This window comes from Corynebacterium sp. S7, from assembly GCF_054401105.1.
This window is the reverse complement of the sequence record NZ_CM136760.1, coordinates 1,954,753-1,980,273: the sequence shown is the minus strand read 5'-3', so window position 1 is coordinate 1,980,273 and position 25,521 is coordinate 1,954,753. Positions and strand designations below refer to the sequence as shown.

Annotated in this window: 21 protein-coding genes; 15 read left to right on the top strand and 6 right to left on the bottom strand. The window is 59.1% G+C overall.

Annotation, left to right across the window (positions count from 1 at the left end):
* The first annotated feature begins 4 nt into the window (after positions 1-4).
* The 6 genes from pgeF (at position 5) to ileS (ending at position 7,421) form a co-directional block, all read left to right on the top strand.
* Complete coding sequence (pgeF, locus tag ACXZ66_RS09435) at positions 5-739, top strand: peptidoglycan editing factor PgeF (protein WP_458748364.1); 735 nt, start codon at positions 5-7, stop codon at positions 737-739.
* Complete coding sequence (locus ACXZ66_RS09430) at positions 739-1,458, top strand: YggS family pyridoxal phosphate-dependent enzyme (RefSeq protein ID WP_458748363.1); 720 nt, start codon at positions 739-741, stop codon at positions 1,456-1,458. The genes pgeF and ACXZ66_RS09430 overlap by 1 nt, the downstream gene beginning before the upstream one ends.
* 59 nt (positions 1,459-1,517) lie before the next feature.
* Positions 1,518-2,006 (top strand): cell division protein SepF, encoded by a 489-nt coding sequence (locus ACXZ66_RS09425; RefSeq protein WP_458748362.1) that lies wholly within the window; start codon positions 1,518-1,520, stop codon positions 2,004-2,006.
* Positions 2,007-2,119: 113 nt separating this feature from the next.
* A complete protein-coding gene (locus ACXZ66_RS09420) occupies positions 2,120-2,401 on the top strand; it encodes a YggT family protein (RefSeq protein ID WP_458751356.1) in 282 nt (93 codons plus the stop codon).
* A 259-nt stretch (positions 2,402-2,660) separates the two neighbouring features.
* A complete protein-coding gene (locus ACXZ66_RS09415; protein WP_458748361.1) occupies positions 2,661-3,791 on the top strand; it encodes a DivIVA domain-containing protein in 1,131 nt (376 codons plus the stop codon).
* 441 nt (positions 3,792-4,232) lie between these two features.
* Positions 4,233-7,421 carry an isoleucine--tRNA ligase gene (gene ileS, locus ACXZ66_RS09410; RefSeq protein ID WP_458748359.1) on the top strand — a complete coding sequence of 1,063 codons (3,189 nt, stop codon included), beginning with the start codon at positions 4,233-4,235 and terminating at the stop codon, positions 7,419-7,421.
* Here the strand turns inward: ileS and ACXZ66_RS09405 are convergent.
* Positions 7,418-8,797 carry an MFS transporter gene (locus ACXZ66_RS09405; protein ID WP_458748357.1) on the bottom strand — a complete coding sequence of 460 codons (1,380 nt, stop codon included), beginning with the start codon at positions 8,795-8,797 and terminating at the stop codon, positions 7,418-7,420. The genes ileS and ACXZ66_RS09405 overlap by 4 nt on opposite strands.
* Positions 8,798-8,984: 187 nt before the next feature.
* Between ACXZ66_RS09405 and ACXZ66_RS09400 the strand changes: the two genes are divergently transcribed.
* Positions 8,985-9,791: an EamA family transporter gene (locus ACXZ66_RS09400; protein WP_458751354.1), complete on the top strand. Its 807-nt coding sequence runs from the start codon at positions 8,985-8,987 to the stop codon at positions 9,789-9,791.
* Between the two features lie 10 nt (positions 9,792-9,801).
* Positions 9,802-11,199, top strand: coding sequence for a DNA polymerase IV (locus tag ACXZ66_RS09395; RefSeq protein WP_458748355.1), 1,398 nt, complete (start codon positions 9,802-9,804; stop codon positions 11,197-11,199).
* Here ACXZ66_RS09395 and ACXZ66_RS09390 read toward each other — a convergent pair.
* A complete protein-coding gene (locus tag ACXZ66_RS09390) occupies positions 11,196-12,143 on the bottom strand; it encodes an asparaginase (RefSeq protein ID WP_458748353.1) in 948 nt (315 codons plus the stop codon). The genes ACXZ66_RS09395 and ACXZ66_RS09390 overlap by 4 nt on opposite strands.
* 131 nt (positions 12,144-12,274) lie before the next feature.
* On the opposite strand from ACXZ66_RS09390, the gene ACXZ66_RS09385 reads away from it, so the two are divergent.
* Positions 12,275-12,847 carry a hypothetical protein gene (locus ACXZ66_RS09385; RefSeq protein ID WP_458748352.1) on the top strand — a complete coding sequence of 191 codons (573 nt, stop codon included), beginning with the start codon at positions 12,275-12,277 and terminating at the stop codon, positions 12,845-12,847.
* A 1-nt stretch (position 12,848) separates the two neighbouring features.
* Here the strand turns inward: ACXZ66_RS09385 and ACXZ66_RS09380 are convergent, their stop codons facing one another.
* Together ACXZ66_RS09380 and ACXZ66_RS09375 are read right to left on the bottom strand one after the other, a co-directional pair.
* Positions 12,849-14,543 carry an ABC-F family ATP-binding cassette domain-containing protein gene (locus tag ACXZ66_RS09380; RefSeq protein WP_458748351.1) on the bottom strand — a complete coding sequence of 565 codons (1,695 nt, stop codon included), beginning with the start codon at positions 14,541-14,543 and terminating at the stop codon, positions 12,849-12,851.
* 70 nt (positions 14,544-14,613) lie between these two features.
* Entirely contained in the window at positions 14,614-15,573 is a 960-nt protein-coding gene (locus ACXZ66_RS09375; protein WP_458748350.1) for an oxidoreductase, read from the bottom strand.
* 163 nt (positions 15,574-15,736) lie between these two features.
* Between ACXZ66_RS09375 and lspA the strand changes: the two genes are divergently transcribed.
* Genes lspA through ACXZ66_RS09360 form a run of 3 tightly spaced genes read left to right on the top strand, consistent with a single transcriptional unit; the run spans position 15,737 to position 17,717 of the window.
* Positions 15,737-16,213, top strand: a complete 477-nt coding sequence (lspA, locus tag ACXZ66_RS09370; RefSeq protein ID WP_458751352.1) for a signal peptidase II — start codon at positions 15,737-15,739, stop codon at positions 16,211-16,213.
* Positions 16,210-17,136, top strand: a complete 927-nt coding sequence (locus ACXZ66_RS09365; RefSeq protein WP_458748348.1) for an RluA family pseudouridine synthase — start codon at positions 16,210-16,212, stop codon at positions 17,134-17,136. The genes lspA and ACXZ66_RS09365 overlap by 4 nt, the downstream gene beginning before the upstream one ends.
* On the top strand, positions 17,133-17,717 hold the full coding sequence (locus tag ACXZ66_RS09360) for a hypothetical protein (RefSeq protein WP_458748346.1): 585 nt from the start codon (positions 17,133-17,135) through the stop codon (positions 17,715-17,717). The genes ACXZ66_RS09365 and ACXZ66_RS09360 overlap by 4 nt, the downstream gene beginning before the upstream one ends.
* A gap of 1 nt (position 17,718) precedes the next feature.
* On the opposite strand, the gene rarD is transcribed toward ACXZ66_RS09360, so the two are convergent.
* Complete coding sequence (rarD, locus tag ACXZ66_RS09355; RefSeq protein ID WP_458748344.1) at positions 17,719-18,612, bottom strand: EamA family transporter RarD; 894 nt, start codon at positions 18,610-18,612, stop codon at positions 17,719-17,721.
* Between the two features lie 67 nt (positions 18,613-18,679).
* Between rarD and ACXZ66_RS09350 the strand changes: the two genes are divergently transcribed.
* From ACXZ66_RS09350 to ACXZ66_RS09340, 3 genes are all read left to right on the top strand, one after another.
* A complete protein-coding gene (locus ACXZ66_RS09350) occupies positions 18,680-19,969 on the top strand; it encodes an 8-oxoguanine DNA glycosylase OGG fold protein (RefSeq protein WP_458751350.1) in 1,290 nt (429 codons plus the stop codon).
* Positions 19,970-20,028: 59 nt separating this feature from the next.
* On the top strand, positions 20,029-23,589 hold the full coding sequence (gene dnaE, locus ACXZ66_RS09345) for a DNA polymerase III subunit alpha (protein WP_458748342.1): 3,561 nt from the start codon (positions 20,029-20,031) through the stop codon (positions 23,587-23,589).
* Between the two features lie 212 nt (positions 23,590-23,801).
* On the top strand, positions 23,802-25,010 hold the full coding sequence (locus ACXZ66_RS09340; protein ID WP_458748340.1) for a cobalamin-independent methionine synthase II family protein: 1,209 nt from the start codon (positions 23,802-23,804) through the stop codon (positions 25,008-25,010).
* Between the two features lie 97 nt (positions 25,011-25,107).
* On the opposite strand, the gene ACXZ66_RS09335 is transcribed toward ACXZ66_RS09340, so the two are convergent.
* Positions 25,108-25,449: a hypothetical protein gene (locus tag ACXZ66_RS09335; protein ID WP_458748339.1), complete on the bottom strand. Its 342-nt coding sequence runs from the start codon at positions 25,447-25,449 to the stop codon at positions 25,108-25,110.
* Positions 25,450-25,521 lie beyond the last annotated feature (72 nt).

Sequence of the window (25,521 nt, the reverse complement as noted above, 5' to 3'; positions counted from 1 at the left end):
GAGTATGTCGCAGTTAGAAAATCGCCCCGTCCGCATGGTGTTTACTTCCCGTGCAGGCGGGGTTTCGCAATCCCTCTATGATTCTTTCAACTTAGGTACCCATGTCGGCGACGACGCGGAGGCAGTGGCCGCGAACCGCCACCGCCTTGCACAGACTCTGGGCGTGCCCGATGAGAACTTTGTGTGGATGGAACAGCTTCACACCAACAACGTCACCGTGGTCGACGGACCAGTCACCGAACCTGTGGAAGCCACCGACGCCATCGTGACCACGCAGCCCGGTTTGGCGCTGTGTGTGCTGGTCGCGGACTGCGCCCCAGTACTGCTCGCCGACCACACCAACGGCGTCGTCGCCGCAGCTCACGCAGGCCGCATCGGTGCGCGTAATGGCATTATCCCGAAAACAGTAGAAAAGATGATCGAGCTCGGCGCAAACCCGGCCTCGATTCAGGTGCTGATTGGCCCGGCGGCCGCCGGCGAATCCTACGAAGTTCCCCAAGACATGGCCGAGGACGTCGAGGCACACCTGCCCGGCTCGAAGACGAAAACCACAAAGGGCACCCCCGGCATCGACGTGCGCGCAGGCCTCGTGCGCCAGCTGATGTCACTGGGCATCACCAATATTGACGCCGACCCACGCGATACCATCACCGACGAAAACTTCTTCTCCTATCGTCGCCAAGGCACCACCGGCCGCCAAGCCGGAGTGGTGTGGCTGACCGGAAAGGCAGGGAACTAATGTCGCGTTACGACGAGATCAAGACCAACCTGGAAGAAATCAACGACCGCATACACACAGCCGAGAAGCAGGCCGGCAGGGAAGTGGGAAGTGTGACATTGCTTCCGGTGACCAAGTTTCACCCCGTTGAGGACATCGTGATTCTCGGGCAGCTCGGCATCACGCTTGTCGGAGAAAACCGGGAACAGGAAGCCCGTGGAAAAGCAGGGGCGCTGAAGGAGGCGGGGGAATCGTCGATAAGCATTGCGATGATCGGCCAAATTCAATCGAAGAAAGCGAACGCTGTCGCGCGATGGGCGAAGCAGGTGCACTCTGTGGATTCGGTGAAGTTGGCGCAAGGCTTGGACCGTGGAGTGGGTCTGGCAATTGAGCGCGGCGACCGCGAATCGGGTGCGCTTGGCTGCCTCGCGCAAGTGTCGATGGACAATGATCCGACCCGCGGGGGAGTCCCGCTCGATCATGTTGAAGAACTGGCAGAGGTGCTGGAAGAAGCCGAGCATCTTTCCTTTGATGGGATTATGGTTGTTCCTCCGCTCGACGCGGATCCGAGTCAGGTGTTTGACGAGGCCAGGGCGCTAGCTGACCGGCTTGGTGAACGCGTCGGACGGAAGCTTTTACTCTCGGCGGGGATGTCCGGAGACTTCGAAAAAGCAATTGCTCACGGCTCCGATATCGTGCGTGTCGGAACGGGGGTTTTGGGTGCACGCAACGTAGGCTAACCAACAGTAACAGGGGACTGAACAGACAACACCACTCACAAACGGCAGGAGTAACACATATGTCCTTCATGAAAGGCGCAAAGGAATTTTTCGGCTTCACGCCTGACACGAACGATTACGACGCATACTACGACGAGCCACGCTACGACAACGACGGCTCCGCAGCATATGCCCCTGAGGTAGAACGCGAACCAGCATATGCTCGCGCTGATGCAGGACACCGTTACGGACGCAGCGAGACCGTTGTCGCTGAGCCTCGTAACTATGCGCCGACCATTGTTGTTGTCGAGCCACGCTCCTTCGACGATGCAAAAGATATCGGCGAGCCATTCCGTGACGGCGACGCTGTAATCATGGAACTGACCGAGCTGGATCGCGCTCTGCAGAAGCGCATGGTCGACTTTGCTGCGGGCCTGTGCTTCGCACTGCGTGGCCAGATGCACAACTTGGGCAAGTACTCGGACACCGACCGGATGGTCTTCGCAGTCGTGCCAGAGGACGCTCGCACCACCACCCTGGAGCTAGAGCGCGCGGCAGGCCTGCGCTAACCGCTTTTGATAGGTGGTTAGGTCCCAACAACACCCGTTTACCGAGTTCTTTACACCGGTAGACGGGTGTTCGTGCTTATGTCGATAAATAGGTAGGCTTGAAAACCGTGAGCATGCTCGGAGCAATTCTTTATACCCTGGTGAGGGTTTATACCCTCATCGTGATCGTTCGACTGATTATTGAAATGATTCAGTCATTTTCTCGGCGATTCAGCCCGCCTCGGTGGTTTATGGTCATAGCGGAGTTCTTCTTCGTCTTGACAGATCCGCCGATCAAGGCACTGCGTCGCCTCATTCCGCCATTGCGGCTGGGTGGAGTGGCCTTGGACGTCAGCGTCCTCGTGCTGTTCTTCGTGCTGCAGATCATTCTTCTTCTTATTGTGACGTTCTTATAACCTCATTTGGGGGTACGCTTGGGAGTGTCTCCAAGCGCGGTTTGGACGCTCCGACTGGTCGAAAAGCTCAAGCTGCGGTAAAGATTGAGAGTGTTTGTTGTGCCATTCCGGTGTCGGGTTTATTACACTGGAGGAGCAGAACAATGAAAATCAACTAAAATGCATTAGAACCCGTTGACTTTGTCACAAGCGAAACTAATCAGTTGTGTGGCAAAGGTCGGATTTTAGGGCACAACTAATTTACTCGAAGGGAACGCTCATGCCGCTGACACCAGCAGACGTGCACAATGTCGCTTTCAGCAAGCCACCCATTGGCAAGCGCGGTTACAACGAGGACGAAGTCGATCAGTTTCTGGATTTGGTCGAGGACGCCCTAGCTAATCTGCAGGATGAAAACGATGACCTGCGTGCCCGGGTGGAAGAACTAGACAGCAAGGGCGCGTCGGGTGCCACTACCGCTGCTGCAACTGGCGCGGCTGGTGCAGCCGCAGGTGCAGCAGGTGTTGCAGCAACCAAGAAGGACGCGGCTCCTCAGGTCAATGAGGCCGAGCTTCGCAAGCAGATCGAAGAGAAGTTGCGTGCTGAGTACGAGACCAAGTTGAAGAAGGCTCAAGAGGATGCCTCCAAGGCTCAGAAGGATGCCCAGACTGCAAAGTCTGATGCTGACAAGGCTCGTAAGGAAGCGGACGCTGCTGTAAAGGCTCAGAAGGACTCTGAGTCTGCTGCTGCAGCTGCGAAGAAGTCCGACGCGGAATCCGGCCAGAAGGTCGCCGCAGCGGCAGCCCCTGCTGCAGGTGCTGGTGAAGCTGCTGCTGGTGTTGCTACTGCAGATACCCACATGCAGGCAGCCAAGGTGCTGGGTCTGGCTCAGGAGATGGCAGACCGCCTGACCTCCGAGGCACAGGCTGAGTCCAAGTCCATGCTGGATGAGGCTCGCTCCGCAGCTGACAACCAGCTCAAGGAAGCACAGGCGAAGGCAACTTCCCAGCTGCAAGACGCTGAAACCCGTTCGAAGAATCAGTTGGCTGAGACCGACAAGCAGGTTGCAACCAAGACCCGGGACGCCGAAACCCGCGCGAACAAGCTGATTTCTGACGCGGAGAAGCAGGCAGAAGAGACCACCAACGACGCTAACTCCCGTGCCGAGGCTCAGATCCGCCAGGCAGAGGAGAAGGCCGCAAGCCTGCAGGCTGACGCGGAGAAGAAGCACACCGAGATCATGAACACGGTGAAGTCTCAGCAGACTGCCTTGGAGAACCGTATCGCGGAACTGCGTACCTTCGAGCGCGAGTACCGCACCCGCCTGAAGACGCTGCTGCAGTCCCAGCTCGAGGAGCTGGAGACCCGCGGATCTTCCGAGCCAAACAGCGAATCTAAGAACGAAGGCTAGTTCTTCTTTAGCTGGTGAAAGGCGCAGCCCCGGTGGTGGGGTTGCGCCTTTTGCTGTTTGTGGGCCTTTGAAGGGGCGAATTCCCGTGTGCTCGAAATCGTGTACGCGGGTTTTCGAGCACACGGAAATTGCGCCGGGAAATGCGCCGGAACCAACCAAGGGTGTATACTGACACACCGTTGAGGAACCTCGAACCGCAGGTTCTACATCGCACGATGATCCGGCCATCACCGGGGAGTGTTTCCGGAAGAACAGCCCTCGAATTCGGGGCCCAGTAGAACCGGACGGAGAGAAGACGTCACCTTCTTCACAACACAACGAAGCGGGACCCAGCCAGAACGGTGGGGTCCAAGCAGGGTGGTACCGCGCAAGCAATTGCGTCCCTGCATAAAGCCACAAACAGGCCCACGCAGTGTGTGAAGAAAGGATCGGACCCAGACGATGAACAATCCCGTTGGCGGTGTCTACCCGAAGGTTGATATGACCGGAGGGAGCTCTAAGTTCCCGGACATGGAACTAGAAGTTCTGAAGTATTGGGAAGAGGACGACACCTTCCAGGCGTCTTTGGATAACCGAGAAGGCGCTGAGGAATACGTATTTTATGATGGCCCTCCGTTTGCAAACGGCTTGCCTCACTATGGTCACTTGCTGACCGGCTACGTCAAAGACATCGTTCCTCGTTACCGCACCATGACCGGTTACCACGTTCCACGTGTGTTCGGCTGGGATACCCACGGTCTGCCCGCCGAGCTGGAGGCAGAAAAGCAGCTGGGCATCAAAGACAAGTCCGAGATCGAGGAAATGGGTCTGGCCAAGTTCAACGAGTACTGTGCCCAGTCGGTGCTGCGCTACACCGAGGAGTGGAAAGCGTATGTTACTCGCCAGGGTCGTTGGGTTGACTTCGACAACGGCTACATCACCATGGATTTGGATTACATGGAGTCGGTCATCTGGGCGTTCAAGCAGCTCTACGACAAGGGCCTGATCTACCAGGGCTTTCGCGTTCTTCCTTATTCCTGGGCGGAGCACACCCCGTTGTCGAATCAAGAGACGCGTCTCGACGATTCCTACCGCGACCGTCAGGACCCAACGCTTACGGTGACCATGCCCCTGACCGGTGCTGAAGAAGGTACCGCAGCTGTGGACACTTGGGCGGAGCATCCGGAGCTGCACGACGCAGCCGCCCTGGCATGGACCACGACTCCATGGACCTTGCCGTCCAACCTGGCGCTGGCGGTGCACCCAGAAGTAGAGTACTCCCTGGTGCAGGTGGGTGAAGATGGGGCAGAGGACTTCGTCGGCAAGCGATTCTTGCTTGCTTCTGCTCTTGTGGGTTCATACCAAAAGGAACTCGGCAAGAAGGCCGAGACTGTGGCAACGTTTAAGGGCGCAGAGCTCGAGGGCCTGACCTACGAGCCGATCTTTGACTACTTCAAGGATCAGCCGAATGCATTCAAGATCTTGCTGGCGGATTATGTCACCACCGAGGACGGTACGGGTATCGTCCACCAGGCGCCTGCCTTTGGTGAGGACGATATGGCCACCACCAAGAAGTACGGCATCGACCTGGTGATCCCGGTGGACATGGACGGCAAGTTCACAAGCCAGGTTCCTGACTATGAGGGCCAGCTTGTTTTCGATGCGAACAAGGACATCATCAAGGATCTGAAGGCAAAGGGCCGCGTCCTGCGTCACCAGACCATCGTCCACTCCTACCCACACTCCTGGCGTTCGGGCGAGCCACTGATCTACATGGCGCTGCCTTCATGGTTTGTGAAGGTCGACGAATTCAAGGACCGCATGGTTGAGCTCAACCACGAGCAGATCGAGTGGATCCCTGAGCACGTGCGCGACGGCCAGTTTGGTAAGTGGCTGGAAAACGCCCGCGACTGGAATATCTCGCGTACTCGTTACTGGGGCTCGCCGATTCCTGTGTGGCAGTCGGATAATCCTGAGTACCCACGCACCGACGTCTACGGCTCCCTCGACGAGCTCGAGGCTGACTTCGGCGTGCGCCCAACGGACCTGCACCGCCCATACATCGACGACTTGACCCGCCCGAACCCCGATGATCCGACCGGCCAGTCCACCATGCGCCGTGTGCCCGACGTGCTGGACGTGTGGTTCGATTCCGGTTCGATGCCGTTTGCGCAGTTCCACTACCCATTCGAGAACAAGGAATGGTTCGAAGAGCACCACCCAGCTGACTTCATCGTGGAGTACATCGGCCAGACCCGCGGCTGGTTCTACCTGCTGCACCTGCTGTCCACGGCGCTGTTCGATAAGCCTGCATTCAAGCAGGTTGTTGCGCACGGCATTGTGCTTGGCGACGACGGCCAGAAAATGTCCAAGTCGAAGGGGAATTACCCGAACGTCAACGAGGTCTTCGACCGCGATGGTTCCGACGCGATGCGTTGGTTCCTCATGTCCAGCCCGATCCTGCGCGGTGGCAACCTGATTGTGACCGAACAAGGCATCCGCGACGGCGTGCGTCAGGCTATCTTGCCCATCTGGAACGCCTACAACTTCCTGGAGCTCTACTCCTCCGAGGAAGCAAAGTGGTCGGTGGATTCCACCGACGTGCTGGATCGCTACATCCTGGCGAAGCTGCATGACTTGGTCAAGGGCGTCGACGAGGCCCTTGAGGCGACCGATATCTCTGGTGCTTGCGACCAGGTGCGCATCTTCTCCGATGTGCTGACCAACTGGTACGTGCGTCGTTCCCGCGACCGGTTCTGGGAAGGCCAGGAAACTCACCCGGAGGCTTTCGACACCCTCTACACCGTGCTTGAGGTCCTGTCCCGTGTGGCAGCTCCGCTTCTGCCGTACCTCACTGAGGTGATCTACCGCGGTCTGACCGGCGAGCGTTCCGTGCACCTGACGGATTACCCTTCGGCTGACGATATTCCAGCCGATGCCAACCTGGTTGCTGCCATGGATGCAACCCGCGGAGTGTGCTCGGCGGCATCGTCGGTACGCAAGGCGAATAAGCTGCGCAACCGTTTGCCACTACCGAAACTGACAGTCGCACTGCAAGAGTCGGAGAAGCTGGCCGATTACAGCGATATCATTCGCGATGAGGTCAATGTCAAGGACGTGGAGCTGACCGACGATGTCGATTCCGTGGGTACTTTCGAAGTTGTGGTCAACGCGAAGGTCGCAGGACCTACCCTGGGCAAGGATGTCCAGCGCGCGATCAAGAACGTGAAGGCTGGCAACTACGAGCGCCAGGGCGACAACGTCGTCGTCGATGGCGATATCGTTCTCACCCCTGAGCTCTACACCGAGCGCCTCGTGGCCGAGAACCCAGAGTCCACCGCACGCATCGATGGCCTTGATGGCCTTGTCGTGCTGGACATGGAGGTCACTGAGGAACTCGAGGCCGAGGGCTGGGCAGCCGACGTGATCCGTGGGCTCCAGGATGCTCGTAAGGCATCGCAGTTCGAGGTCTCCGACCGCATCACCACAGTCCTGTCGGTACCTGCCGACAAGGAGGAGTGGGCGAATCGTCACGCGGAGCACATTGCCGCTGAGACCTTGTCCACCAGCTTCACCGTGACCACCGAAGCCCTTGACGGCGATGTCCACGAGGTCGTTGCTGGTGTGAACGCAACAGTAGCGAAGAACTAGCGCCGAGCGGCCGAGGTTGCGAACACGCCGACGGCCGCCACCAGCAGCAGCGTCGCCGTGACCAGCATGGTCGCGCCGAAGGCTGCTGACATGGACGCGCCCGTTGCCAGCCGTGAGGAGTACACGGATCCGATGACGGCGGGGCCGAGTGCTCCGCCGAGCTGGCGAAACGCCGTGTTCATGGCCCTGGCCATGGCAGACTTCACCCTAGGCACGGCGGCGACGGCCACCATGGACACCGATGACAACATAATCGAGATGGCGACCCCGAAGATGACAATGCGCCACAACACATCGAGGTAGGTCGACTGCGCAGTCGTGCGCGAGATCAAGAAGGTTCCCACGGCGGCCAAGGTCAGCCCGAATCCCAGCGCGAGCTCGGGGCGGACATGTCGCAGAAGCTTCGCGACGACCGGACTGACCACCAAGGCCGTGCCGGGCATGCACGCGATATACGTAGCAATACCCCACGCATCTAAGTGCTTCGCGGTGCCGAGAAAGATTGCGAAGAGGAAACCCGTGCCCAATACGGAGAACAGTGCCACCGCGGCAGCAAAGCACGCTGAGGCGAAACGCGGGATCCGAAACAGGTGTAGATCAAGCAAGGGCGCCGCAATATTGAGCTCGCGGTAACTCAGCAGCGCCCCAAAAATGGCCACGACGGCGAGGGGGACCAGTGCCTGCGACGACAACACGCCATGGGTTCCCGCCTGAATTATCCCGAGAGCAAGCGCTACCACTGTAATAGCGGCAAATACTTGCCCCAGCGCATCGAGACCGATGCGGTGAGGCTCAGTTTCTTTGAAAAACACCATGGTCAAGATTGCGGTGGTGACCGTCAGCGCTACGTTGGGTACGAACAGCCACCCCCAGGGAGCTACGGTGAGAATCAGCCCGGAGGACACTGCACCGAAGGCGAGTCCCGCCGTCGTGCCCGTGCCCCACAGCGCGGTGAATTCAAGGCGTTGGCGCGGATCTGAGACCCGAGTGGAAATGGTGGCTAGCGTCATCGGCACGAGCGCGCCGCCACCAATTCCCGCGAGGAACTGTCCTGCCCACAGCACTTCAATGGCGTAGTCTCCCGACACAGAGGCGACTATTCCTACTGCTTCGCCAGCAGCCATCAGCCACAACGCGGTGACCATTACGCGCTTGCGGCCAAAGTTCACGGCGTAGGCCGTGGCAGTCAGCGCAGCAATGGCCATAGAGAGCAGGAAGATTGCCTGCACCCACTGCAGCTGGGAGGTCGTAGCTCCAGTGGAGCCTGCGATGGTGGTCAAGCTGACCGAGAGCGCATTGATGGGCAACTGGGCGACGAAAACGCCCAGGATGGCGATCCACACGATCCGGCGTGACTGGGGAGTAAGTAAGGACATGAGACATGGAATATTACGCCAATTGTCGTGGAAATTAACAAGAGAATAGACCAAGAGGTTCAGTAATTGTGGACGAAGAGCCACATATTCCCACATATTCCGTGGTGTAGCATGAGATTTCGTGTCAGAATCCAAGCCGAAAACCGTGAATAGAACTCGAGCGTCACGGTGGACCGCGCCCTTACTCATGGTCTTTGACGGTCTCTCGCTTTACGCCGGGGCAGCACTCGCAGTCGGGCTGTTTGAACAATTCAGTCCCGCACTGGTGGCTTGGATGCGCGTGGCAGCAGCTGCCCTGATCCTGCTCGTTCTCAACCGCCCAAATGTGAAAGCATTTCTTGGTCGTACCGGGTTTAACGCTGCCGTGTACGGCGTGGTCACCCTCGCTATGAACATCACTTTCTACGAGGCCATTGCCAGACTCCCCATGGGCACCGCCGTGGCGATTGAATTTTTAGGACCTGTCGTGGTGGCAGCCCTGGGCAGCCGAACGGTCCGCGAGTGGATTGCACTCGCGCTTGCCGGTGTGGGAGTGGTGATCATCAGTGGCGCCCAGTGGGCCGGCAACAGTGCTGGTGTGCTTTTTGCACTCGCCGCGGCTTTTATGCGGGCGCTCTATATCCTTACCGGCAACCGCATCGCGGGCAACACCGCCTCATCACGCACGGGCATGGCCGTCGGTTTTACCTGGGCCTCCATTCTCACACTCCCGCTGGCCATGTGGTGGTGGCCGGGCTTAGATGCCGTGGACCTGGCACCGGTGACCATCGTGGGCCTCGCCCTGGGGCTCGGCGTGCTCTCCGCAGTCATCCCGTACAGCCTTGACCAGATTGTGCTGCGCCAAGCCGGCCCCGCCTACTTCGCGATCCTGTTGGCAATCTTGCCAATCACGGCCGCGGTCATGGGCACGGTCGCTCTTGGGCAGTGGCTCTCGGTGCCAGAAATGATCGGCATTGCCATGATCGTTGCCGCAGTTGCTTTACGACGACCCTAAACTGGAACCCATGCGGCGTTGGGTCTTACACATCGACATGGACGCGTTTTATGCGTCGTGCGAGCAGTTGACCCGACCAACTTTGCGTGGCCGACCAGTGCTTGTCGCGGGTGTGTCTGGCCGTGGTGTGGTGGCAGGTGCCAGCTACGAAGCCAGGAAATACGGGGCGCGCTCAGCCATGCCCACCCACCGGGCCGCCAAGCTGGTCGGGCCCAAGGTTGTCCTGGTGACTCCCAGGCGCGCGGTGTACACCACGGCGTCGAAACGCGTTTTTGAGATCGTTGCTCGCAATGTCGAGGTAGTGGAGCAACTCTCCATCGACGAGGCATTCATGGAGCCGGAAGAACTCGTCGACGCCACCGTGGAACAGGTCACCGAGTGGGCCGAACACCTCCGCGCACAGATCAAGCAGGAGACTGGCCTGCCCGCTTCGATTGGTGCGGGCAGCGGAAAACAATTCGCGAAAATTTCCTCCGACCTGGCGAAACCGGACGGAATTTTTGTCATCGACCCGGAGCGTCAGCTAGAAACCTTGCACGCCCTCAACGTCAACGAACTATGGGGCGTGGGACCTGTGACCGAGGCGCGCCTGTCCACCATGAACATCGAGACCATCGGGGACCTCGCGGCTTTAAGCGAAAAAGAAGTAGAAATCGCCCTCGGCGGTGTAGTGGGCAAACAACTCTGGCAAATGGCCAACGGCCACGACGACCGCCCAGTAGCACCGCGTGCCGTGGCCAAGCAGATCTCCGCCGAACACACCTACCCACAGGACCTCACCTCGCCCGCAGAAGTCGATGCCGCCCTGACCCGCGCGGCAGACGATGCTCATCGTCGCTTGCTCAAAGACGGGCGCGGGGCGCGCACGGTGAGCGTAAAGCTGCGGATGTCTGATTTTCATATCGAGTCGCGATCCGCCACCTTGCCCTATGCCACCGAAGACGAGGACACCCTGCGCGCCCTTGCTTTTCGCCTGGTGCGCTATCCCGACGAAGTTGGTCCGATTAGGTTGGTCGGGGTCAGCTATTCCGGGTTGGAGGACTCGCTGCAACACGTCATGTTTCCCGAACTCGACCAACAAATCGTGCGCCCCACACCGGCCGACAGCGATTATGAATCCGGAGTCAGCGATCACTTTGGCGCCAACAATGTCGAAGTGGATATCACCCCTGCCGAAGTACCGGGGCAGTGGCGCGCCACCCAAGACGTTTTCCACCCCGATCACGGTCACGGTTGGGTCCAAGGCGCAGGCCACGGCTGGGTAACGGTGCGTTTTGAAACCCGGGCGACGGGACCCGGGCGGATCGTTAATTTGCGAGCCGACGATCCCGACCTGAAGCCCGCCGATCCCGTGGATTCCTTAGCCTGGGAGGACTGGCTGTCCACGGCCGAGCGAGAGCTAGATTAAGCCAACAACTGCGCGGGATCAGCACCCGACGCCAGCGCCACAGTCAACGCAATACGCGCCTGACCAGGTGAAAGGTAGCCCGCCGAGAGCGCGCCAAGCGCACCCAAGGTGTTTCCTCCACCGGCTCCGCCATAGTCGAAAGCCACGGACCCATAGGGCACCTGGGTGGAAATAACCACAGGAATGCCAGCGCGCAACGGCCGATGCAGAGCCCTGCCCATCTCGGCAGAGAGGTTTCCCGCACCGAGGGCCGCTACGACGATGCCATCAGGACGCGTGTCGACGATTGCGTCGACCACCTGGCCACTCGCGCCGGGCCAGGCGGTGACGATCACGACATTGGTGCCTTCCAAAAGGTGTGCCCCCACGGGTGTGGGCCGCACTAGTGGGGTATCGGAGGAAGAAGCAAAGGCCTGCAACTCATGAGTGTGACGCTTGAAGGCTCCGCGGGCAGGCAGGGTCATGCCCCCGAAATGGATCAGCACCCCGGGCTGCGGTGCCTCGCCGGCGGCGAGTTCAATGGCACCAGCGAGATTCAGTGGACCGTCGGGGCGTGGGTGGTCTGCGGGCAACTGGGCGCCTGTGAGAACAACAGGGCGATCGTCGTCAAGCATCATGTCGAGCGCGAGCGCTGTCTCTGCCATGGAATCCGTGCCGTGGGTGACCACGACCCCACTTGTAGCGGGGTCAGTGAATGCGGTGCGGATGTGGCCAACGAGTTCGTCGATGTCGGCAAGTGTCATAGAAGAGGAGTCCAGTGACGTGGAATCGATCACTTTTGTCGGGATCTGCGTGTCGCTGCGGGCAACGAGTTCTGCGCCGTCGAGTCTGGGCACGCGCGCACCAGAGTCGTCCGAGGTGGAGGCGATCGTTCCGCCTGTAGCGATGACTGTGACGTGACCCGTGGAAGTTGCCTTGAATTGCATAAGAATAAAGCTTGCCATAACAATTTAACTTTGGCGTTGAGGTCACAAATCTGTAACGTATAAGTTAGCTATGTATAAGGCGCCTCAGATCAACTGGGCTAAAACTGGGCCTCAATCCGGCGCCAGAACAACTAGTTCAAGGAGAATACGTGAACGCGAAGAAGATCTCGGCAGTGATCGCAGCTTTTGGTCTTTCTGTCAGTCTGGTGGCATGCTCCAGCGGACAGGACAGCAACGGATCATCCGCTAGCTCAAGCGCCTCTGAAACGACGGCTGCATCCAGCGCGTCTACGGCCACCGAGACCCCAGCCTTGCCTACGGCAGCGGAACTCAACGACGTGCTTGCTCGCGCCACCGATTCCAGCCTTCCGATGGACCAGCGCGTCAATACTGTTCAGGGTGGCGAGACCGCACCTGAACTGTTCGATACGATGGCACTGTCGCAGGAAGAATCCGGCGCGAACTTCCAGGTCGTCGACCCTGTTCTTCCTGGTTACGCACCAAACTCCGTGCTCACCACGGTGAACTTTACCCAGCCAGATCAGGCAACCCAGCTGGCAGAGAACGTCGAGTTCGTCTACGAAGACGGCCAATGGCAGCTCTCCCAGTCATGGGCCTGCACCTTGATCACCAACACTGTGGATCCATCTCAGGTTCCTGAGATGTGTGCTGCGACCTCGTCGCAGGGTGCTGCTTCAGACGCTCCTGCACCAGCCCAGTAAGTTAGTTTTCGTCGCGCCACACTTCCTCAGACCACAAGGTCTCCAGGGTTAACAGTGTGGCACGATTGTCTTTTTGCTCCTTGCGCTTGCGCCAACGCCTGCGGATCCACCGGTCGTGGCTGGTCAGGATGACGGTGCCCGGGAAATCGAGCAGTGCAGTCTCGAGTTCTTCTGCCAACGCGAGCGACAGGTGGTTGGTGGGCTCGTCGAGAAGCAATAAATCCGGTGGGCTTGCCAAGATGATTCCCAAGGACACGCGGCGGCGCTGCCCCAACGACAGATCCGCGAGCTTCTTTTGCGATTGCTCTTCTGTCATTAGGCCCATCTCTACCAACGATGGAGCGCCCTTCGGCGTGCGAGCGCTAAAGATTTCGGCGGCGGTTTGGTTCAGGTCCTTCCAATCGTCGTCCTGCTCGAGGCGATCGATGGTCAGCTCCTCCGGAATGCGCAGCTCGCCCTCATAGTTGGTAATGACACCGTCGATGACTTTGAGCAGGGTGGACTTGCCGGATCCGTTCGGGCCCTCGACGAGCAGCTGTTCGCCGGGCTGGATCTTTAAGGTCAGAGGTGCCAGACGGTTCGGCACGGCCAGGTTCTTGGCCGTGACCGCAGGCTCACCGAGTGATGCCGGGTCGTGGCTCGGAATCCCGTGGAAGCGCAGCCGTGCAGGGGGACGCGGAATGGCGTCGCGCTCGAGTGCTTCGAGGTTCGACCGCGCGCTGCGCAGCCGGTTGCCCACGGTTTTCGCCGCGCGGTCGGCAAAGAACTTCGAAGCAGCGCGCGTCTCGGTTTTGTTCTCGTGGCTGTGGAAGATATCTTCTTCCGTTTGCCCGGCGGCCTTTTCTAATCGCTCGCGTTCATGTTCTTGGGCGGCGTAGTCGGTGGCCCAGCGCTGACGGCGGGCCTCGCGGGCAATGAGATAATCGGTAAAGGAACCGGTAAAGCGTTGGCCCTGGCGGGTTTCTTCACCGAAGCCACCCTCAGGGCCCAGGCTTGGGTCGAGATCGACCAGCCCGTCGCAGGCGGTATCTAGGAAGTAACGGTCGTGGGAGGCCACCAACACTGGGCCGGAAAAGGCCGCGAGCTCGGCGACCAAGAAGTCCACGGCCTCGTCGTCAAGGTGGTTGGTGGGCTCGTCGAGGACCATTCCGTCAACAGGGCGCAGCAGCAACGTTGCCAGTGCGAAGCGGCGACGTTGGCCACCACTCATCTCGCCGAGAGGGGTGTCAAGATTAACGTTGGCAAGACCTAGACCAGCAAGAACTGTGGCGATGCGGGTTTCTAACTCCCACACGCCCGAGGATTCTGCGCGTGCGAGGGCGAGATCGAAATTCTCGGCAAGGCCGGGGGTGTCTGGGGCGGTGGCCATGGCCTCGGAAAGCTCGGCGATGGTGCGTTCGATGCCGCGCAACTCTTCCACGGCTTCGTCGATAAGCGCCTTTGCGGGAGCAGTAAACGGCAGGGAGGTCTCCTGGGGAATGAAACCCGTGATCTCTGGGGTGATGATCGTGCCAGCATCAGGAATCAGCTCGCCAGCGAGCAGATTGAGCAGAGTTGACTTGCCTGAACCATTTTCGCCGATGAGGCCTGTGACCGAGCCCGAGGGCACGGCGAAGGAAATGTCGGTGAGCACGCGATTGCCACCAGGGTAAGAGAACGAAACACCGTCGATATTGAAGTGTTGAGGAGCGACCATGGTGACACCCTTCCGGCAGGAGAGACAGCTGTACCTTTGATCTTACTTCCTGCAGCGCATGTGCAGGAACCTACTGCTGGTAGGTGATACTTGCGCCTTGGTCTTGGACGATTCGGAAGTCAGCTTGATTTCCCGCGTAGACCACACGCGTGGTGCTGGTGATTCCTCCCGCAACAGGAATCGGTGAATCAAAAGCAACGGTGACGTTGCCCTGGGAGAAGGTATCCGAGCTTTCTACTTTCAGGGACTCGCCGGCCAGATCCGGGTTGGTGGTGGCATCAAAATTCAAGGTGGCCTGCGCCGGGCGCTCCTGGACTGCAACATCCAGATTGACGGAGTCGGCATTGAGAGAGGTCACCGTGTACGTGGTGGTGCGCAGCATCGTGGTGTCGCCGGTGACTCGCGACTCCACTGTCCACGAGCCGCCCTCGCCAATGCCTTCAGAGGGGAAGATGACGTTGGAGGACAGGACCCGCAGTAGTCCAGCCTCGGCAGCCGCACGCCCGTCGTCCACGGACCCATCAGGGGAGAGGAGCTTCAACGTGCTCACGCGGCCTTGATCCGTCGCGCGCCAGGACATGAGGAAGCCATTGTTTGAATCGAGATCCTCTTGGGCGCGCTGTGTCGAGGCAATGGTTCCGTCAAGGGTGAAGTCCACTCGTCGCGAAGCTTCGACTTCGTCCTGTCCTGCCTGCGGGGCTTGACTCGTCTGCGCACTGAGCCGGAACTGTGTGGGGTCGAGCGCGAAATCCTGCGGCGCCTTCGCATCGAGGGCGTCCGCGGCGATGACCACCTGATCGAAACCATCGGCGATGTCAAGGGTGTACTGGTGCGCTGGGTCCGTCTGCGGATCGGAAATATCGTTGTAGCGCAGCACCTGAGGGTTAGTACCGGGCTCTACAACGTTGATACGGGCGACATCCACCGAGAATGCGGGGACATCTTGCAGGGGATCGGATTCCTGACTGCACGCTGTAAGAACCAGTGCGCTGGAGAGAACTAGTGGGGTGAGAACCTGTCGAAAATGCACACCTTTGAAACTACCCCACCACCATTAGGCGACGGCCTGATAGCTCTATTCCACTGACTTGGCACTAATGTGGTTGGGGATGGGCGAGGATAAGGTACAAAAAGGTAGCAAGCAAAGCGACAATGCGCACGGCGGGTACAACCGTGCGCGCATCGTTGGCGGCATGGTAACAATCATTGTCGTTGTAGCGGCGATTGATCAATTAGTAAAACAACTCATGCTGAATTGGTTGGAACCCGGGGTTCCCGTACCAATTATTGGCAACTGGTTCCGCTTCTACCTGCTCTTTAACCCCGGCGCGGCCTTTTCCATGGGGCAGGATTCCACGTGGCTGTTCACCACAATCCAGCTGGTCTTCGTCGTCAGCGTGCTCATTGCAGCTCCACGCATCAAAAATAAGTGGCAGGCGCTGGGGTTGGCCCTTCTTGCTGGAGGCGGGCTGGGCAACTTGTGTGACCGGCTCTTCCGCGAACCAGGTTTTTGGTTTGGGCATGTGGTCGATTACATCTCCGTGGGTAACTTCGCCGTGTTTAACATCGCGGATGCATCGATCACCGTGGGCGTCATTATCTTCGTGTTGGCAGTTCTTTTCGAAGAGTGGGGAGAAAACCGCAATCAAGCCGTAGGGGAGGCCGAATGAGCGGAGACTTTCGCCGAATGGTGGTCCCCGACACCTTCGAGGGGATGCGCGTCGACGCCGCTGTGGCGAAGATTTTTGGCATTTCTCGCAGCGTGGCCGCGGAAATTTCAGCTGCGGGCGACGTGCACGTCGATGGGCGAGGGGTATCAAAATCCGATCGCTTGAGTGAGGGGGCGGTACTCGAAGTGACCCTGCCCGTGCCCAAATCCCCGCCGATGCCCAAGGAAGAGATCGTCGAGGGACTGGACATCTTGTATGCCGACCGCGACGTCATCGCTGTGAATAAACCCGTGGGTGTGGCAGCACACCCGACAGTGGGCTGGGACGGCCCGACCGTGGTGGGTGGTTTGGCGGCCGCAGGCTATCGCATCTCTACCTCCGGGCCCCCAGAGCGCCAAGGTATCGTGCAGCGCCTCGATGTGGGTACCTCCGGGGTGATGGTGGTTGCGGCCAGCGAGCTGGGGTATTCCGTGCTCAAGCGCGCATTTAAAGAGCGCACCGTAATCAAGACCTACCACGCGGTGGTCCAGGGCCTGCCTGATCCGATCGTGGGCACCATTGATGCGCCCATCGGCCGGCACCCGTCGTCGGGCTGGAAATTTGCAGTGACCAGTGACGGTAAAGCCGCGGTGACACACTACGAGGTACTCGAGGCTTTTCGCGAAGCGAGCCTGATCGAGGTGCATTTGGAAACGGGGCGCACCCACCAAATCCGTGTGCACATGTCCGCGATCGGGCATCCCTGCGTGGGCGATCCGATGTATGGCTCTGATCCCAATCTGGCCAAGCGTGTCGGGTTGGATCGACAGTGGCTGCACGCCGTGCGTCTGGGTTTCAATCACCCTCGCACTGGAGATTTCATGGAAGTCGAGTCTCCTTATCCCGAGGACCTAGCGCACGCCTTGGAGGAGATGCGCGGATGAGCACGTTCAATCGGGGCCGTGTGGCCCTGGCCGTTGTTTGCGTCATCGCATTTTTCGGGCTGGTCTTCTACCTCGGCGCGCGCACACCGGCCCCTCAACCCATCAACGGGGATCACTTAGGCCAAAACACCGGTGAATCCTTCGTTGAATATCAGCAGCGCGCTGATGCCTCGATCGAAGCCCTCGACCCGGTCAGTACCGAAAGCTCCTTCGCTCTAGTCACCTTCACCCAGTCCCTCACACCCGAGGAAGCCGCCAGCCAGCTTGGTAGCGTCGACCGCGTCAGCGCGCTGACCATCGGTGTTGCGGCGGCGCGCCCACTGCCCGAACCCATCGCAGGCGAGGGACGCGCCGACGTGTTTCAGCGCGACCTTGACCGCATCGCCTACAGCCTTAGCGGCATCGGCGACGTACCGGTGCCAGAGGCCATCGATGCGGTTGTGGTGTGGGATGATCCCGCAACGTTAAGCACGCTTCGCGACGAGTCCCACGTGGCCACAGTGGAAGCGCTTCCACCGGATGCGGCGTGGGGCCTTTTCGGGATTCAACCCGTCAACGTCCACGAAGTTCCTGCTGTTTAAATTAGCCTGTTGGCTCGGGGTCATTCTCGGGTCTGCGTCGCGAGTTGCGTTCTTTCTGCCAGCGCAAAATGTCCCACAGGTAGAGAGCCACAGCCACCCAAATAATGATGAAGCCCGTCCACCGAGATGGGGAAAGTTGCTCATGGGTTACGAACAGTGCCCAGAGCATCTGCATCGTCGGGGTGACGTACTGCAACATGCCGATCGTGGTCAACGGGAGCTGCTTGGCAGCCATGCCGTAGAACAGCAACGGCAAGACGGTCACCACGCCGGAGATCACCAGAAGGAACGAGTGGGAGGCGCCTTCGGTAAAGAAGGTGCCCTGGCCGGAGCTTTCCAACCAGATTAGGTAGATCAGGGCCAGCGGCATCATCGCGAGAGTTTCGCCAGCAAGCGACACCGTGGGAGAGAGCGAGATGCGTTTTTTCGCCAAGCCGTAGAGGCCAAAGGTAATGGTCATTCCCAGTGCCATGATCGGAGCCTGCTCAGCGAAGATCAGCAACCACGCCACACCGACGGCGGCAATAGCCACGGCAGCGACCTGGAATTTCCGCAGGCGCTCGCCGAGGAAGAGCACGCCAAGCAGCACCGAGAACAGTGGGTTGATGAAGTAGCCAAGCGCGGCATCGGCCACGTGTCCGGAGTTGACCGCTGCAACGTAGATGCCCCAGTTCGCGGTGATGAGCGCGCCTGAGATAACAAGCTGCAGCCAGGTCTTCGACCCCGCCTCACGCAGTTCCCGCCAGCCCTTGGTAAAAAAGAGGACAATTGCCATGATGATGGCGGCCCAGAAGACTCGGTGTGCCAAAATTTCCAGTGGTCCGGCTGGCAAAAGGAGCGGGAAGAAAGCGGGGAACAGGCCCCACATCACATAGGCTATGAGTCCGTAAGTCACACAGGTGCACCTTACTCCCCGCTGATGGTTTGAACCATTAGTGCTACTAGCTACCATCGAGGACGTGATGAACCCCGATATCCCAGCCCTTCCCGCGTGGCTCGCTCGCCATATTGGCCAAACCCCCATGGTCGAGGAATATCCGGTAAATAAGGCTGGGATGAACCGGCTGCTCAAAGCCGCCAAAATCGAGTACCGCCTCCCCGCAGCTACCTTGTCGGCTGCAGTGATCGCGGAGTCTGCTCAGGCAGCCCCCGAGGACCCAGAGCAGGCGCAAACCCTGATGGTGCAAGTCATCGCAAGTGTCTCGGCAACCTCGCTGCGCAATAATAAGGCCCGGCTTGCCGCGATCTCGGGAGCCCAAGCCCAGCAGACTTTGCAGGACATCGCGGTAGCAGCCAACGAGGACGTCGTTACTGCCTACGCGAAGTTCCGCACGGGCACGCGTAATACCTTTAGCCACATCGGGCCGGCGATTTTTACCCGCTTCCTCGCAGCGATCACGCCTGAGGCCTTCGTGTTAGATTCGCAGGTGGCAGCGACCTTGCACCGCGCGGACGTGAACATCGACCCCACCGGCCCCTGGTCCGCACAGGCCTACCGCACCTACATCGACGTGCTTTATCACTGGGCAGGCGAATTCCATGACCCCGCCGACTTAGAGCTGGCCCTTCTCAATTGCCCGCCGGCGAGTACACCTGTCACATTTACAGGCGACACGGGCAGGATTTTGGCCCATCTGCTCGGCCGGGACTTGCCAGCCTCGACTACGTGGGGGCTTTCCACACTGGATAAGAAATTTGGCCCGCTGGCGCCCGGCACCGTCTCCGCGATCACCGGTGAGAAGGGCAGTGGCGTCTCGTCGTTAATGCGCACTATCGCCATCGGCAACGCGCGCCGTGGCGTCTCCGTCGACTTGATCACCACACTCGATCCGGGCGAGGCGTGGGCGCTCCTGCTGGCCGGCACCACGGGAGTACCGGTTGCCGAGCTCACGAACCGGGACAATGCCGGACGGGCACATACGATCGTCGATAAGGCACCGCAGCTGGCGGGCACCGTACGCATCCTGGCGCAGCCTGACCCCGAGTCCAACGCCGATGTGCTTCTCGACGATCGGCCCACCGCGACCCTGCCGACTGCGCGCCGGGGAGTGGCCCAGGTTGTTGCGTTCTCGCAGGCGAACCCACCGGAAGAGGATGTGGATGCTTTCATTCGTTTGGAGCGCCCCGATCTGACTGATCCCGATCACTCGCGTGCTGGCGAGATCGACGCCTACGATGTGGTAAATAACACCGGTGTGGTCTTAGGTAATGCTCTTCATCTGGGAAGGCTTGTTGACCTGGGGAAACGGTAATTTTCCGGGAGGGTTTCTGGAGGGTTTGGAACTCTTGACAGCTGGACTAGACTACGGGCATGGCTAAGAACTCCTCGTTTGTCCACCTGCACAACCACACAGAGTTTTCCATGTTGGACGGAATGTGCAAGGTGGATTTGCTCGCGGAGGAGGTCCAGCGACAAGGCATGCCCGCAGTGGGGATGACCGACCACGGCAACATGTTCGGCTCGAACGCCTTCTACCGCGCGATGGTCGATGCCGGGGTGAAACCGATCATTGGTATTGAGGCATATATGGCGCCCGAGTCGCGGTTTAACAAGAAGCGCGTGCTGTGGGGAACGCCGGATCAAAAACGCGACGATGTCTCTGCATCCGGTGCGTACTTGCACCAAACCATGATCGCGGAAAATGCTACCGGCCTGCATAACCTGTTCAAGCTGTCCTCCCTGGCATCCTATGAGGGGCAGCTGGGCAAGTGGCCTCGCATGGATGCGGAACTGGTTGCCGAGCACGCCGATGGCATTATTGCCACCACCGGTTGTCCTTCGGGCGACGTGCAAACCAGGCTTCGCCTGGGCCAATACGACGAGGCGCTGGAAGCCGCGGCGATGTGGCAGGACATCTACGGGAAGGACAACTACTTCCTCGAACTGATGGATCACGGACTCTCCATTGAGAACCGGGTGCGCGATGACCTGCTGCGTATTGGTAAGGCCTTGGATATGCCACCACTGGTCACCAACGATTGCCACTACGTGCTGGAATCCCAGGCTCCTGCGCACGAGGCGATGTTGTGTGTTCAGACTGGTAAGACTCTGCTGGACCAGGATCGCTTCAAGTTCGATGGTTCCGGCTATTACATCAAGTCGGCCGAGCAGATGCGTGACATCTGGGACGATATGGTGCCTGATGGTTGTGACAACACCTTGTGGGTCGCCGAGCGCGTCCAAGACTACGGTGAGATCTGGGAGGAACACACCCACGATCGCATGCCTATCGCGGATGTGCCCGAGGGCTACACACCAACAACGTGGCTGCACCACGAGGTCGTAGAAGGCTTGCATGAGCGGTTCAACGGTGGGGACATCCCACAGGATTACATCGATCGCGCCGAGTACGAGATCGAAGTCATCGACGGTAAGGGCTACCCGTCCTACTTCCTCATCGTCGCCGAGATTATTAAGCATGCCCGTTCCATTGGGATCCGCGTCGGACCTGGTCGTGGTTCCGCAGCTGGTTCGTTGGTTGCATACGCGCTGACCATCACGAATATCGACCCGATAGAACACGGCCTGCTGTTTGAGAGGTTCCTGAACCCTGAGCGACCTTCCGCACCTGATATTGATATTGACTTCGACGATCGCCGTCGCGGTGAAATGATCACCTACGCTGCAGAGCGTTGGGGCGAGGACAAGATCGCCCAGGTGATCACCTTCGGTACCGTGAAAACGAAGCAGGCCGTCAAGGATGCGGCGAAGGTGAACTACGGTCAGCCTGGTTTCCAAATGGCTGACCGCATTAACGCCGCGCTTCCGCCTGCGATCATGGCGAAGGACATTCCGCTATCTGGCATCACCGACCCAGAGCACCCGCGCTACGGCGAGGCGACCGAGGTGCGCAACATGATCGAGACCGATCCGGATGTTGCGAAGATCTACGAAACCGCGCGTGGACTTGAGGGTGTTGTTCGCCAGGCTGGTGTGCACGCTTGTGCCGTGATTATGGCATCGGTGCCACTCATGGACCATATTCCTATGTGGAAGCGCCCCGCTGACGGTGCGTTGATCACGGGCTGGGACTACCCGGCCTGTGAGTCTATTGGTCTGCTGAAGATGGACTTCCTGGGCTTGCGTAACCTCACGGTTATCGGCGATGCCCTAGAAAACATTAAGAAGAACCGGGGCGAGGAGATCGACCTGGATAACCTGGCTACCGACGACCCGGCTGTCTACGAGCTGCTGGGGCGCGGTGACACCTTGGGCGTGTTTCAGCTCGATGGCGGTGGCATGCAGGAACTGCTCAAACGCATGAAGCCGACGGGATTTAACGATATCGTCGCGTCTCTGGCGCTCTACCGACCAGGACCAATGGGTGTGAACGCCCACTGGAACTACGCGGACCGCAAGAACGGGCGCCAGCCGATTACCCCGATTCACCCAGAATTGGAAGAGCCACTCAAAGACATCCTGGGCGAGACCTACGGTCTGATCGTGTACCAGGAGCAGATCATGGAGATCGCGCGCAAGCTGGCTAATTACACGGCCGGTGAAGCTGATGGTTTCCGTAAGGCAATGGGTAAGAAGAAGCCTGAGGTCCTAGCCAAAGAGTACGAAAAGTTCTCCAACGGTATGTTCAGCAACGGCTACTCCAAGGATGCCGTTGACGCGCTCTGGGGCACAATTGAGCCCTTCGCGTCCTACGCGTTTAACAAGTCTCACGCTGCGGGCTACGCCTTGGTGTCCTATTGGACGGGTTACCTCAAGGCGAACTACACCGCTGAGTACATGGCGGCCCTGTTGACCTCGGTGGGCGATAAGAAGGACAAGTCGGCAATCTATCTCTCCGACTGCCGCCACCTGGGTATCAAAGTTTTGCCACCAGATGTTAACGAGTCCGAGCAGGACTTCATGGCTGTGGGCAAGGACATCCGTTATGGGCTTGCAGCTATTCGCAACGTGGGCCGTGAAGTGGTGGATTCGATCATGGAGTCTCGGCGCACCAAGGGCAACTTCACCTCGTTCTCGGACTACTTGGACAAGATCGACTTGCTGCCGTGTAACAAGCGCATCACTGAATCACTGATCAAGGCCGGTGCCTTCGACTCGCTGGGGCATTCCCGCAAGGGCCTCATGCTGGTGCAAGAGGATGCCGTGGATTCAGTATTGACCACGAAGAAGGCAGCCGACAAGGGGCAGTTCGACCTGTTCGCAGGATTCGGTGGTGGCGATGATGAGGCCAACAGCGTATTCAAGATTGATGTCCCCGATGAGGAGTGGGACCGCAAGCATAAGCTCGCCCTCGAGCGCGACATGCTGGGCATGTACGTCTCAGGCCACCCTCTCGATGGCTTCGAGGAAGCACTAGAGGCACAGACGGACACCCCGCTGACCACAGTGATTTCCGGAGAACTTCGCAACGGCACCGATGTCGTGATCGGCGGAATCGTCTCCGCGGTGGATCGCCGGTTCTCGAAGAAGGATGGTTCCCCGTGGGCAATTGTCACGTTGGAAGACCACCACGGTGCACAGGTGGAGGTGCTCATTTTCTCCAAGGCATACTCGTTGGCAGCACCGCAGCTGGTGGAAGACAATATCTTGTTGGTTTCGGCCAGGGTCTCCATCCGCGACGATCGCATGAGCTTGTTTGGCGACGACGTCCGAGTCCCAGAACTAGGCCCCGGCAACGGAGCGGGATTGCCGCTGCGACTGACCTTGCGCACCGATCAGTGCACGATAGACAACATTACGAAGCTAAAGAATGTCCTGGCGAATAACCCAGGCGAATCAGATGTGTACCTGAACTTGGTCAATGGCGATTCGTCCCAGCTCATGGTGCTCGGTGATCACCTGCGGGTGGAGCGCTCGGGCAGCCTCATGGGTGATTTGAAAGCCACGATGGGAGCGGGAATCCTCGGCTAAACAACTGAATAAAATAGTGGGATTGGTACTCTTTTCAGCCATGTTTCATTAGGCTGTGGAGCAGCAGTCGCATAAACCCGGAGCCCCGGTCGGGCTGCCATGTAAACACGGCGCAATCCGTACATTAGAATGGCACGTTGCAAGCCTGTAATTCCGGAGCCCCGGCCTGGCTGTCATTTCCGACTATAAATTTTTTGGAGACTGAGACTTTTATGTCAGTAAACAAGATTCGTACCACCCACGTGGGCTCCCTGCCGCGCACCCCTGAGCTGCTGGAAGCTAATAAGCGCCGCGCTGAGGGCACTATCGAGGACGCAGAATTCTTCGAGATCCTGCAGAAGGCATCCGACGATGTGGTCAAGCGCCAGGTTGATCTGGGCATCGACATCGTCAACGAGGGCGAGTACGGCCACATCACCTCCGGTGCAGTCGATTACGGCGCATGGTGGAACTACTCTTTCTCCCGCCTTGGCGGCCTGACCATGACCGACGAAGACCGTTGGGCTTCCCAGGAAGTCAAGCGCTCCACCCCGGGCAACATTGAGCTGACCAGCTTCGCCGATCGTCGTGACCGTGTGATCTTCTCTGAGGCATACAACGACCCTACCTCCGGCATTTTCACCGGTCGCGCCAAGGTGGGCAACCCAAAGTTCACCGGTGAGGTCACCTACATCGGCCAGGAAGACGTCGAAGCAGACGCAAAGTTCCTGCGTCACGCCATGGAGAAGGCTGGAGCAACCGACGGTTTCATCGCAGCTCTGTCCCCAGGATCCGCGGCACGTCTGAAGAACGAGTACTACGCCACCGACGAGGAGCTCGTCCAGGCATGTGCCGATGCACTCTCCCACGAGTACAAGGCAATCACCGATGCAGGCTTCACCGTGCAGCTTGACGCTCCTGACCTGGCTGAGTCCTGGGACCAGATCAACCCAGAGCCAACTCTTGAGGATTACCGTGCATGGCTGCGCGTCCGCGTCGATGCCATCAACTCCGCACTCGAGGGCCTGCCAAAGGAGCAGACTCGTCTGCACATTTGCTGGGGCTCCTGGCACGGACCACACACCACCGACGTCGAGTTCGGCGACATCATCGACGAGATCCTCCGCGCCGATGTTGGCGGCTACTCCTTCGAAGGCGCTTCCCCTCGCCACGGCCACGAGTGGCGCGTGTGGGAGAACGGCAAGCTGCCTGAGGGCAAGCTGATTTACCCAGGTGTGATTTCGCACTCCACCAACGCAGTCGAGCACCCACGCTTGGTTGCTGACCGCATCATCCAGTTCGCTGAGGTCGTAGGCCCTGAGAACGTTGTTGCCTCCACCGACTGTGGCTTGGGCGGTCGCCTGCACCACCAGATCGCATGGGCAAAGCTTGAGTCCCTGGTCAAGGGTGCCGAGATTGCTTCCAAGGAGCTGTTCGGCTAAGCATTCGCTTGACGACGACAAAAGAGGCGCGGTTTCCACCTACTGCGGTGGGAACCGCGCCTCTGGTTTTCCTTCGTGGGCAGACTAGAAGCGCTGTTTAGAAGCGCAGGAAGTCTGGCTGGAAGTAGCGGATGATTGGAATTGCTACGGCTGCCGTTTGAAATACTGCTGCGATGATGGTGAGCACGAGGCTGACCTGGTTAACAGTATTCTGGGTCTCTGGGCTGATCTGATTCAATTCCAGCAGCTTGCTGGAGAAAGCAGATTCGTCTGTACCGGTACCAGGTGTAGTGGTTGGAGCAGTGTCCACCGAGGAACCAGACGACAGGGAAGCTACGGAGGACTGGTCCTGGGTGGGCTCTGCAGCAGAGACAGTGCCAACTCCCGCAAGGGCAGTGGCCGCAATGGTTGCTACAGCGACAGACAAACGACGATTCACAAGAAACTCCTACGGGTGTTCTAAAAAACGGGAATGAAAACTAATATAGCGCACCCGCGGAGCTCTGCTGTG

Coding starts and splice junctions, on each gene's coding strand:
- ACXZ66_RS09395 (WP_458748355.1), top strand. CDS start 9,802: ATGCGGCGTTGGGTCTTACACATCGACATGGACGCGTTTTATGCGTCG.
- ACXZ66_RS09425 (WP_458748362.1), top strand. CDS start 1,518: ATGTCCTTCATGAAAGGCGCAAAGGAATTTTTCGGCTTCACGCCTGAC.
- ACXZ66_RS09415 (WP_458748361.1), top strand. CDS start 2,661: ATGCCGCTGACACCAGCAGACGTGCACAATGTCGCTTTCAGCAAGCCA.
- ileS (WP_458748359.1), top strand. CDS start 4,233: ATGAACAATCCCGTTGGCGGTGTCTACCCGAAGGTTGATATGACCGGA.
- dnaE (WP_458748342.1), top strand. CDS start 20,029: ATGGCTAAGAACTCCTCGTTTGTCCACCTGCACAACCACACAGAGTTT.
- ACXZ66_RS09350 (WP_458751350.1), top strand. CDS start 18,680: ATGAACCCCGATATCCCAGCCCTTCCCGCGTGGCTCGCTCGCCATATT.
- ACXZ66_RS09360 (WP_458748346.1), top strand. CDS start 17,133: ATGAGCACGTTCAATCGGGGCCGTGTGGCCCTGGCCGTTGTTTGCGTC.
- ACXZ66_RS09365 (WP_458748348.1), top strand. CDS start 16,210: ATGAGCGGAGACTTTCGCCGAATGGTGGTCCCCGACACCTTCGAGGGG.
- ACXZ66_RS09405 (WP_458748357.1), bottom strand. CDS start 8,797: ATGTCCTTACTTACTCCCCAGTCACGCCGGATCGTGTGGATCGCCATC.
- ACXZ66_RS09380 (WP_458748351.1), bottom strand. CDS start 14,543: ATGGTCGCTCCTCAACACTTCAATATCGACGGTGTTTCGTTCTCTTAC.
- ACXZ66_RS09390 (WP_458748353.1), bottom strand. CDS start 12,143: ATGGCAAGCTTTATTCTTATGCAATTCAAGGCAACTTCCACGGGTCAC.
- pgeF (WP_458748364.1), top strand. CDS start 5: ATGTCGCAGTTAGAAAATCGCCCCGTCCGCATGGTGTTTACTTCCCGT.
- ACXZ66_RS09420 (WP_458751356.1), top strand. CDS start 2,120: ATGCTCGGAGCAATTCTTTATACCCTGGTGAGGGTTTATACCCTCATC.
- ACXZ66_RS09400 (WP_458751354.1), top strand. CDS start 8,985: ATGGTCTTTGACGGTCTCTCGCTTTACGCCGGGGCAGCACTCGCAGTC.
- ACXZ66_RS09340 (WP_458748340.1), top strand. CDS start 23,802: ATGTCAGTAAACAAGATTCGTACCACCCACGTGGGCTCCCTGCCGCGC.
- ACXZ66_RS09430 (WP_458748363.1), top strand. CDS start 739: ATGTCGCGTTACGACGAGATCAAGACCAACCTGGAAGAAATCAACGAC.
- lspA (WP_458751352.1), top strand. CDS start 15,737: ATGGTAACAATCATTGTCGTTGTAGCGGCGATTGATCAATTAGTAAAA.